This is a genomic window from Streptomyces alboflavus, from assembly GCF_000716675.1.
GTDB lineage: Bacteria > Actinomycetota > Actinomycetes > Streptomycetales > Streptomycetaceae > Streptomyces > Streptomyces alboflavus.
Map to the genome: position 1 here is coordinate 1 of NZ_JNXT01000119.1, position 10,009 is coordinate 10,009.

General features: G+C 76.0%; 5 protein-coding genes. 2 read left to right on the forward strand and 3 right to left on the reverse strand.

Features of this window, described 5'->3' with window-relative positions:
• Positions 1-175: 175 nt before the first annotated feature.
• Positions 176-1,879 carry a bifunctional 3'-5' exonuclease/DNA polymerase gene (locus OO63_RS40785; RefSeq protein WP_030363556.1) on the forward strand — a complete coding sequence of 568 codons (1,704 nt, stop codon included), beginning with the start codon at positions 176-178 and terminating at the stop codon, positions 1,877-1,879.
• Positions 1,880-1,898: 19 nt separating this feature from the next.
• Here OO63_RS40785 and OO63_RS40790 read toward each other — a convergent pair whose 3' ends face one another.
• The 3 genes from OO63_RS40790 to OO63_RS40800 form a co-directional block, all read right to left on the reverse strand.
• Complete coding sequence (locus tag OO63_RS40790; protein WP_030363555.1) at positions 1,899-5,198, reverse strand: AfsR/SARP family transcriptional regulator; 3,300 nt, start codon at positions 5,196-5,198, stop codon at positions 1,899-1,901.
• A gap of 469 nt (positions 5,199-5,667) precedes the next feature.
• On the reverse strand, positions 5,668-7,977 hold the full coding sequence (locus OO63_RS47505) for a sensor histidine kinase (protein WP_267885495.1): 2,310 nt from the start codon (positions 7,975-7,977) through the stop codon (positions 5,668-5,670).
• Positions 7,967-8,791 carry a response regulator transcription factor gene (locus OO63_RS40800; protein ID WP_234311474.1) on the reverse strand — a complete coding sequence of 275 codons (825 nt, stop codon included), beginning with the start codon at positions 8,789-8,791 and terminating at the stop codon, positions 7,967-7,969. The genes OO63_RS47505 and OO63_RS40800 overlap by 11 nt, the downstream gene beginning before the upstream one ends.
• 288 nt (positions 8,792-9,079) lie before the next feature.
• Here OO63_RS40800 and OO63_RS40805 point away from each other — a divergent pair.
• The coding region (locus OO63_RS40805; protein ID WP_033264976.1) for an AfsR/SARP family transcriptional regulator at positions 9,080-10,009 on the forward strand (930 nt) is incomplete at its 3' end.

Genomic DNA, 10,009 nt, shown 5'->3' on the forward strand with positions numbered 1-10,009 from the left:
GGTGGGACGGGCCCGCCGCGCAGCGGCGGGCCTGGGGAAGGCGCCAGGGGCAGCCGCAGACCACCGGGCGGCGGACCCGCGCAAGGCGCGACGCCGACACCGGGGTGCCGGCCCCTCAGGGCGGCGGGAGCGTCGTCCGGGGGCGTTGTCAGTGGTGGGTGGCATCGTCGGGGGTATGAGTGGTGGGCGGTGGGCGGTGGCCGAGGCGGGTGGGGGTGTGAGCCTCGCCGTGCCTGTGGGGGAGGACGGGGGGCCCGTCGGCGCGGTCGAGCGGTTCGGCGGCGTCGCCGAGGCCGTGCTCGCCCACCCGGGGGTGGAGCGGTGGGTGTGGCAGTCCACGGCCACCAGCTATCCGCGCGTCCTCGCGGCGGGCGCCCGCGTAGAGCGGTGCTACGACGTGGAGGCCGCGGAGCTGCTGCTCCTCGGCCACGAGGGCCGCCTCGGCGAGCCCCGTTCGGCGGCCGCCGCCTGGGCCCGCCTGCACCGAAGACCCGTACCGCCCGATCCCCCGCCCCGCGCCGCCGAGCCGGGCTCGCAGGACTCCCTCTTCGAACCCGCGTCGGCACTGCCCCTCCCTCTCGACGCCCTCCTGGAGGTGTACGCCGACCAGCTCCGGAGGCACGACGCCACCGCCCACCCGGGCCGCATGCGCCTGCTGACCGCCGCCGAGTCGGCGGGCATGCTCGTGGCCGCCGAGATGAACGCCGCCGGTCTGCCCTGGCGCGCCGACGTGCACAAGGACGTCCTGCGCGAGCTCCTCGGCGAGCGGTACGGCGGCAGCGGCGAACCCCGCAGGCTCGCCGAGCTCGCGGACGAGGTGTCCGCCGCGTTCGGCCACCGCGTGCGCCCCGACCTGCCCGCCGAGGTCGTGAAGGCGTTCGCCCGCGCCGGGATCCGGATCAAGTCGACGCGGAAGTGGGAGCTGGAGGAGGTCGACCACCCCGCGGTCAGGCCTCTGCTCCAGTACAAGACGCTGTACCGGATCTGGACGGCCCACGGCTGGTCCTGGCTCCAGGACTGGGTCCACGACGGCCGCTTCCGCCCCGAGTACACCCCGGGCGGCACCGTCACAGGACGCTGGACCACGAACGGCGGCGGCGCCCTGCAGATCCCCAAGGTCATCCGGCGTGCCGTCGTCGCCGATCCGGGCTGGCGCCTGGTCGTCGCCGACGCCGACCAGATGGAGCCGCGTGTCCTCGCCGCGATCTCCCGCGACCGGGGCCTGATGGACGTGGCGGGCAGCGAGGACGACCTGTACACCCGCCTCTCCGACCGCGCGTTCTCCGGCGACCGCGAGCACGCCAAGCTGGCGCTGCTCGGCGCGGTGTACGGCCAGACGTCCGGCGACGGCCTGAAGAACCTCGCGGCGCTGCGCCGCCGCTTCCCGCTGGCCGTCGCGTACGTCGACGACGCCGCGAAGGCCGGCGAGGAGGGCCGTCTCGTGCGGACCTGGCTCGGCCGCACCAGCCCCCCGGCCGTCGGGGCGGCCGACGACGACGGCGGCGAGGCGGGCATGCCCCAGGAGGCGGAGAGCACTCCGGCGGCCGCCACGGACGGCGAGTTCACCCCCGGGTACGCCTCCACCGACGCCCGCGCCCGCGGCCGCTTCACCCGCAACTTCGTCGTCCAGGGCAGCGCCGCCGACTGGGCCCTCCTCATGCTCGCCGCCCTGCGCAGGGCCACCGCCGGGATGCGCGCCGAGCTGGTCTTCTTCCAGCACGACGAGGTGATCGTGCACTGCCCCGAGGAGGAGGCCGAGGCCGTCGCCGCGGCGGTGCGGGACGCGGGGGACCTGGCGGGGCGGATCGCGTTCGGCGAGACGCCGGTGCGGTTCCCGTTCACGGTGGCCGTGGTGGAGTGCTACGCCGACGCCAAGTGACGCCCCGGGCCACGGCCGTTCACGCCAGCCGTTCCTTGAGCTCCGCGACCACCTTGGCGTTGACGCCGTCCAGGGATGCGAGGGCGGCGAGGGCCGCCTCCCACTGCGCGTACGCCTCCCGCGTGCGGCCCTCGGCGTGAAGGAGCAGCCCGTGCTGGTGGCGGGCGAGCCCGGCCATGTGCGTGTCGCCGCGCTGCTCGGCGCGGTCCAGGAGCAGGGCGCACTCGCGTGCGGCGTCGGGCGCGCGGGCGAGTTCGCGCAGGGCGCGGACCAGGCCGAGGCGGGACTGGGACTCGCCGTGCCAGTCCTGGTACTCGCCGTGCAGCCGCAGCGCCTCCTCGAAGTGGCCGCGGGCGGCGGCGGGTTCGCCGAGGGTGAGCCGGGCGTAGCCGATGTTGCAGTGGGCGGACTGGCGCACCACGAGGTGCCCGATGCGTTCGCCGATGGCGAGGCTGCGCTCGTGGTGGGTGATGGCAGCGCGCGCGTCCGTGTGCTCGTACAGATTCCCGAGATGGCTGTACGTGATGGCCTCGCTCAGCGGGTCGTCGAGCCCCCGGGCGAGGTCGAGGGCCTGCCGCAGGGCGGCCGCGGATTCGGTGTGCCGGCCGAGGCCTTCGAGGAGCAGCCCCCGGTGGTTCAGGGCCCGCCGCACGGAGGAGGTGTCGCCGAGGGCCCGCCACAGGTCGAGGGCCTCGTCGTTGAGCGCCAGGGCCTCACCGGCACGCCCCGCCATGAATCGGTGCCCCGCGAGGTCGGACAGCGCCTGCGCACGGGCTCCCGGCTCCCCGCGCCGCCGCGCGGCCCCCACGGCGAGACCGCACAGCCGGTCCAACTCGGTGAGCCTGCCCCGACGTTGCAGATACGGAAACAGATACCGGACGAGCCGCGGCACCAGGCCGCTGCCGTCCCCGGCGTGCCGCTCGACGAGCCTGACGACGTTCCCCAACTCCTGGTCGGCCCAGGCGAAGGCCTGGTCGGGGGCGGGGAAGGTGAGGGTGTGCGGGTCGGGTTCGGCGCTTGCCCCCGGGTCGGGCGCGGGCGCTTCCGCGGGCCGGGGATCGGGGGGGCCGAGGCGGTCGGTCTTGTCCTGGCCGTCGGGCATGATCGCGAGGAGGGCGTTTCGGGCCGTGGCCGCATACCAGGCGAGGGCCGTGCGGCCGGCCGACTCCGGGGGCGGGGAGGCGTGTTCGCGGGCGAAGTCGCGGACCAGGTCGTGGGGCGCGTAGCGGCCGTACGCGGTCTCGTCGAGCAGGGCGACGTCGACGAGGCGGTCCAGGGCCGACTGGGCGCGGCGGCGGGGCAGGGCGAGCAGGCGGGCCAGCAGCGGGGCGCCGTACTCCGGCAGGTCCAGGGCGCCGACGGCGCACAGGGCGCGGGCCGCGTCCCGGTCGCCCTCCCGGTCGGACGTGCGCAGGGAAGCCAGGGCCACGTCGAGGGAGCGGCGTACGCTCAAGTCGTCGTGCTCCAGGTGGTGCAACCGGTCCCCGCACTCGGCGAGGAGCCCCGCGAGCGCGTCCGGCGTGAGCGCGCTGCGCGCGGCGAGCCGGGCCGCGACGATGCGCAGCGCCAGCGGCAGGCGGCCCGCGAGCGCCACCAGCGGGTGGTCGGCGGCGAGCCCCGCCCTGCCGGACGCGGTCCGGAGCAGCGCCGCGCTGTCCGCGTCGGACAGCGGCCCCAGCGGGAAGCGTGCCGCGCCGTCGAGGGCCGTCAGCTGCGAACGGCTCGTCACGATGACCGCGCAGCCGGGCCCGCCGGGCAGCAGCGGCCGCACCTGCGCGGCGCTCGCGGCGTCGTCCAGGACCAGCAGCGTGCGGGTCGGTGCGAGCAGTGACCGCAGCAACGCGGCCGCCGCGTCCGGGTCTTCGGGCGCGTGCCGCGCCTCCGTGCCGAGGTCCCGCAGGAGCGCGGCCAGGGCCTGGCCCGGGGTGAGCGGGGTCATGCCGGGGGTGGCGCCGCGCAGGTTGAGGTAGAGCTGGCCGTCGGGGAAGTCGGCGCGCAGCTCGTGCGCGGTGTGGACGGCCAGAGCGCTCTTGCCCACGCCTGCCATTCCGGCGAGTACGGCCACGCGGGGGCGGCCTGCGCGTGCCGCGGGCTGTGGGCGGGCCTCGGCCTCTGCTCCGGCTCCGGCCTCTGCTCCGGCTCCGGCTTCCACTTCGGCTTCGGCTTCGGCTTCGGGTACGTCGTGGTCTGCCGTCAGCAGTTCCCTGAGGCTTCGGGACTCGGACGTGCGCCCGGTGAAGTGGGGTGGTTTGGGCGGGAGTTGGGCGGGGCGGGGCAGGCGGGTGGGGGCGGACGCGGTTGGTCGGCCGCCCGCCAGGAGGGCCCGGGGCGGGCCCGGGTGCTGTTTCGCCGTCGCGGGGGACGGCTGGGGTTTCCGGGGCGGGGTCTGCGGATGCGGCTTCTGGGGCGGAGTCCCCGGGCGGGGCGGCGGCTGTCGCTCGGGGGCGGTCCGCGTCGCGGGCTCGGCCTGCGGGTGCGGTCGGGCGGGGGGCGGGGCGGCCCCCGTACGCAGCGGGTTCGCGTCGTCCGGCCCGGCGCCCCCGGCCACCTCCCCCCGGAGTACCTCCCCGTGCGCCTCCCGCACCGCCTCCCCCGGCTCCACGCCCAACTCCTCGACGAGGCGGCGGCGGAGCGCGCGGTGGACGGCCAGGGCCTCCGCCTGGCGGCCCGTGCGGTGCAGCAGGAGCATCAGCTGGCGGTGGAAGGTCTCGCGGAGCGGGTGCTCGGCGACGAGGGAGGCGAGTTCCGGGGTGCGGAAGGCGAGTTCGGCGAGGTGGCGGCCGGGTGCGCCGGCGGCGGCTTCGAGCAGCGCGTCGTAACGGCACTCCAGGAGCAGGAGGCGGGACTCCTCCAGGCGTTGTACGAGGGCGTGGCCCGCGGTGGCCGTCGGCAGGCCGGACAGCGGGGTGCCGCGCCAGAGCGCGAGGGCCGCACGGGCGGCTTCCTCGACGGCGGGCCAGTCCCGTTCGGCGTGCGCGGCGCGGGCCTGCGCGAAGCGGCGTTCGAAGACGCGTACGTCGAGTTCGCCGTCGTCGACGCGGAGGCGGTAGCCGGACGGTACGGCCCGGAGTCGGTCCGGGTCGTCCAGGAGACGGCGCAGGCGGGTCACGTGGTTCTGCAGGGAGGCGTGCGCGGAGGCGGGCGGGCCCTCGGCCCACAGCGCGTCCTTCAGGGCGTCGGCGGAGACCGCGCGGTCGGGTTCGAGGAGCAGCGCGGTGAGGAGGGCGCGGGCCTTGGGGCTGCGGACGGGGTGCGGTTCGCCTGCGGCGTCGTACACCGCGGGCACGCCGATGAGACCGAACCGCAGTTCGTTCGCCATGCTCGCCCAACTCCCCGTTGCCGCCGGTCCGGCCACCTGCCGGATTCCGGCCCGCCGCGCCTTTCGAACGGCCGTTGGGCACATGTTAGCGATCTGTTGGCGGTGCCTGATGGGATCACTACATCGGACCTGGCCCCGCCGGTGCGTGCGCTAAGCGCGTGGCTCGGGGGAGTGTCGCCGGCGCGGTCGGGTCCGCCCAAGCTGGCCTCTGGCCTTGGGGGGCGTCCCACTTGGCGTGGGACGGGGGCGGCGCCTGATCGCGCTGCGCGCTCGTCCTCAAGCGCCGGACGGGCTGAATTCGCCCCGGTCTCTCCCTCGGGTGGGACCGCCTCCGCCGGATCGCGCTTCGCGCTCGTCCTCAAACGCCGGACGGGCTGAAAATGTCCCCCTCGGGTGGGACGGGGCGCCGCCGGTCGGCCTGCGGCCTCGTCCTCAAACGCCGGACGGGCTGACATCGGCCCGTCGTGGGTCACGTCACCGGCAGGGTCACCGTGAACACGGAACCCTTGCCGCGTTCGCTCTCCACCTCCACCGTTCCGCCGTGGGCCTGGACGAGGTTGCGGACTATGGCCAGGCCCAGGCCGCTGCCGCCGGTGGCGCGGGTGCGGGACTTGTCGGCTCGCCAGAAGCGGTCGAAGACGTGGGGGAGGTCGCTGGGGGCGATGCCGGTGCCGGTGTCGGCCACCTCGATCAGGACGCCCGTGTCGCGCCCGGTGCCGTCGGGGGTGTTCCGGCAGAGCACCGTCACCTCGCCGCCCGCCGGGGTGTGGCGGATCGCGTTGGAGACGAGGTTGCCGATGGCCTGGCGGAGGCGGAGGGGGTCGGCGGTGAGCCAGGGGTCGCCGGTGACACGGGCCGTGAGGCGGACGCCGGCCGCGTCGGCGCGGGCCTGGTGGGCGGCGACGACCTGGTCGGCGAGTTCCACGGCGCGGACGGGCTCGCGGTGCAGGCGCAGGGTGCCCGCGTCGGCGGCGGCGAGGTCCTGGAGGTCGTTGACGATGTGCTGGAGGAGCAGGGCTTCCTCCAGGAGCGAGGTGACGAGTTCCGGGTCGGTCGCGACGACGCCGTCCTCCGCGGCCTCCAGCCAGCCGCGGATGTTGGACAGCGGTGTCCGCAGCTCGTGCGCGACGTCGCTGACCATCGCCTTGCGCTGCTCCTCCAGGGCCTTGCGGTGCGCGGCCATGTCGTTGAACGCGGCGGCGAGCTGGCTGATCTCCCCGGCGGAGCGTGCGGGTACGGGCTCGGTGGCCTCGCCCGTCTTCATGCGCTGCGTCGCCGTGGTGAGGGCCCGCAGCGGCCGGGTGAGCCGGGTCGCGGCGAACGCGGTGGCGGCCACGGTGACGGCGAGGATCGCGGCGGCGAGCCCGACCAGGCGGGTGGTGTTGGCGCCGGACAGCTGGAAGCCGCTGTCGGAGGGACGGGAGCCGTCCGGGCTGGTGATGAACAGGAGCGCGGGCGAGGACACGTACGGGCCGAGCTGCTCGCGGCGGGCGCTGTCGACGCAGTTGGCGGCGAGCGCCTCCTCGGCCTGCTCGGCCTCGCTGCGGGGCCACTTGGCCTTGCGGGCGAGGTCCGCATCCCGGCGCAGGGACTCCGCGGCCTTGTCCGTGGGCGGGGGCGGCGCGCCGGTGGGAGCGGACGGCGTCGGCTCGGGCTCGACCACGGGGATGCTCGCCAGGTAGAGGCGCGGGGTGCCGCCGCGGCCGATGGTGAGGCCGAACTTCACCGGCTCGGAGCCCTTGCGGCGCATGCAGGCCCAGGCCAGCTTGTTGACCTTGTCGAGCGCCTTGCGTTCGGTCGCGGTGATGTTGATCAGGTCCTGGGGGCCGCACCTGTACTCCGAGACGCGGCTGTCGGCGTCCTCGGGCACCTGGACCTGCGGGCGCCCGCTCGGCCCGATGACGAGCTTGGCGTCGACCCCCTGGTCCCGCAGGCAGGCCATGTTCTTCTCGGCGATGGCCCGCAGCGTGCGGCGCTCACCGGCGGGCAGCCGGAAGGGGCCGACGGCACGCGGGTCGATGCGGTCGACGGCGCCGGTCCCGGTGCCGAGGCCCGCGCCGGTGCCGAGGCCGCTGCCGCCGACGGCGCCTTCGCCGTCGGTGCCGAATCCGGTGCCGCCGGAGTCGCCGCCGACGGCTCCGTCGGCGTCCGGCACCCGCCCGTCCTGCTCGGGCGGCTCACTGGGCACGGGCTCAGGGCCGGGTTCGGGGGTGCCGCCGGTGCCCGAGCCCGACACCTCGTCCTTCCGGCCCGCCGCCAGCGTCGAGTCGACGGCGAGCGGGTCCACGACGGCGGAGGCGCGCGCCGGGAGCCGCGCCCCGCGCTCGCCACCCGGCCCGGCGGAGTCGGCGATGACCTTGCGGTTCTCGGTGGTGAGCGCGATGCGGCGGCCGGTGTCGGCGGCGAGCCTGCGGACCGTGCGGTCGGCGTCGCGCCAGTTGGGGCGGGTCGCGGCGAGGCCGAGGAGCTTGTCGTAGATCCGGGCGTCGTCGGCGAGCACCTGCCCCTGCTCCTGCCGGATCGCCCCGGAGGTGGTCTGCGCGGCGAGCCAGGCGGTGGCGGCGATCGACATCACGGAGACGAGGACGGAGACGGCGAGCAGCCGGGTCAGCAGGCTCTTGCGGACGGGGACGCGGGTGCGGGCGGCGCCACCGGTGCCGGACCCGCTGCCGCCACCGGTGCCGGACCCGCTGCCGGTGCCGGTGCCGGACCCGCTGCCGGTATCGGTGCCGGTGCCCATGCCGGTGTCGGTGCCGGAGGCCCCCCTCTTACGCCTCATGGCGGGCCGCCGCCCCACTGTGCCCCTCGGCCCCGGCCCCGCCGTGCTCCGTCCCGTGCCCCGTCTCGTGGTGCGCCACGAGCTTGTACCCGACCCCGAACACCGTCACGAGCCGCCGCGGCGCCCGCGGGTTCGCCTCGATCTTCTTGCGCAGATTCAGTACGTGCACGTCGACGGTCCGCGCGGATATGTACCCCGACGAGCCGTGGATCCGGTCCAGGAGCTGCGGCCGCGTGAACACCCGCTCCGGTTCGGCGGCCATCGCGGCGAGCAGTTCGAACTCGCCGGGCGTGCACTCGACCCGGCGCTCGTCCACGGTCACCTCGTGCCGCCGCTCGTCCACGACGAGCCCCCCGGCCCGCAGCACCCGGGCGTCCGGGTCGGGCGGCGGCAGATGGGCGGTGCCCCCGGCGCGCCGCAGCAGGGTGCGGACGCGGGCCATCAGCTCGCGGGGGCTGTAGGGCTTGGTGAGGTAGTCGTCGGCGCCCAGGTCGAGGCCGAGGAGCAGGTCGTCCTCGGTGGAGCGGGCGGTGAGCATGAGGATGGGCAGGGTGCTGGCGCCGGGGGCCGCGCCGAGCCCCGGGTGCTCCCCGGGCCTGGGCCCCGCCCGCAGCACGCGGGTGACGCCGAGGCCGTCGACCTCCGGCATCATCACGTCGAGGATGAGCAGGTCGGGGGCGTGCCGCCGGACCTGTTCGAGCGCGGCCCGGCCGTCGTGGACGACGCCGACCGTGTGACCCTCGCGCTCCAGATAGCGGCGGATGAGGTCGGCCTGTTTCTCGTCGTCCTCCGCGACCAGGACAAAAGCGCACATGCGCCCGAGCATAAGTGGACCTCCCCGGTCCACGGCCGTCCCGGGAACGCCCTGACAGGAATCACACAACTCGGCCCGCGCCGGGGCGCAGCCGCCACGCACGGCCCGGAAGGTGAGCCACGCCCCGGAGGGTGAGCCACGCCCCGGAGGGTGAGCCGCGGCCCCGAGGGTGAGCCGCATCCCCGAGAGTGAGCCGCCTCCCCGGCCCCACCACCACCGACAGCACCCTCAGGCCCCCGCCCACCCCCCGGTTATCCTGGGGCTTTTCCGTCAGAAGAGGTCGCACCAGTGGAGTTCCGGCTGCTCGGAGCGGTGTCCGTCGCCACCGAGGCCGGTGAGGTGCCGCTGGGTCCCGCGAAGCGCCGCAGCCTGCTCGCCACCCTGCTCCTGCGCCCCAACTACCCCGTCTCCGTGCAGCGCCTGACCGAGGCCCTGTGGGACGACGAGCCGCCCGCCCGCGCCCGCGGCGTCATCCAGGGCCATGTGTCGCGGCTGCGCACCCTGCTGGTCGCCGCCGACGCGGAGATGTACGGCGTGGAGCTGGTCACCCAGGGCACGGCGTATCTGCTGCGGATGCCGGAGACCCTGATCGACTCCCACCGCTTCGAGGAACTGGTGACGCTGGCCCGCGGGCAGCGCGCGGTGGCCGACGCGGTGACGATGTACGAGGAGGCGCTCGCGCTGTGGCAGGGCCCGGCGCTGACCGGGGTGCACCCGAGCCCGTCCCTCCAGGCGGCGGCCGAGGCCCTTGAGGAGACCCGGCTCGCGTCGGTGGAACACCTCGCCGCCGGGTACGGGCAGCTGGGCGAGCACGCCCGCGCCGCCGCCCTGCTGCGCGCGGAGGCGACGGCCCACCCGCTGCGGGAGTCCCTGTCGGCGGCCCTCGTCACGGCGTTGCGGCGGGCCGGCCGCCGTTCGGAGGCCCTGGACTGGTTCCATCGCACCCGGCGGCTGCTCGCGGACGAGCTGGGCCTGGACCCGGGCCCGGAGCTTGCCGACGCGTACGCGCTCGCGCTGCGGGGCGAGTGCGAGGAGCCGGTGCCCGCGAGGGCCCGCCCCGGTTCCCCGCCGCGCCCGACGACGCCCGCGCCCCCGCCGGACACCCGCACGGCAGCCCCTCACGCGGCCGCCGCACCGACACCCCCACAACCCCAGCCACACCTCCACCCCCAACCCCAGTCACACCTCCACCCCCAAGCCCAGCCACACCCCCAACCC

Excerpts from the sequence above, each read along its gene's own strand:
- OO63_RS40785 (WP_030363556.1), top strand. The coding sequence starts at position 176 with ATGAGTGGTGGGCGGTGGGCGGTGGCCGAGGCGGGTGGGGGTGTGAGC.
- OO63_RS40790 (WP_030363555.1), bottom strand. The coding sequence starts at position 5,198 with ATGGCGAACGAACTGCGGTTCGGTCTCATCGGCGTGCCCGCGGTGTAC.
- OO63_RS47505 (WP_267885495.1), bottom strand. The coding sequence starts at position 7,977 with ATGAGGCGTAAGAGGGGGGCCTCCGGCACCGACACCGGCATGGGCACC.
- OO63_RS40800 (WP_234311474.1), bottom strand. The coding sequence starts at position 8,791 with ATGTGCGCTTTTGTCCTGGTCGCGGAGGACGACGAGAAACAGGCCGAC.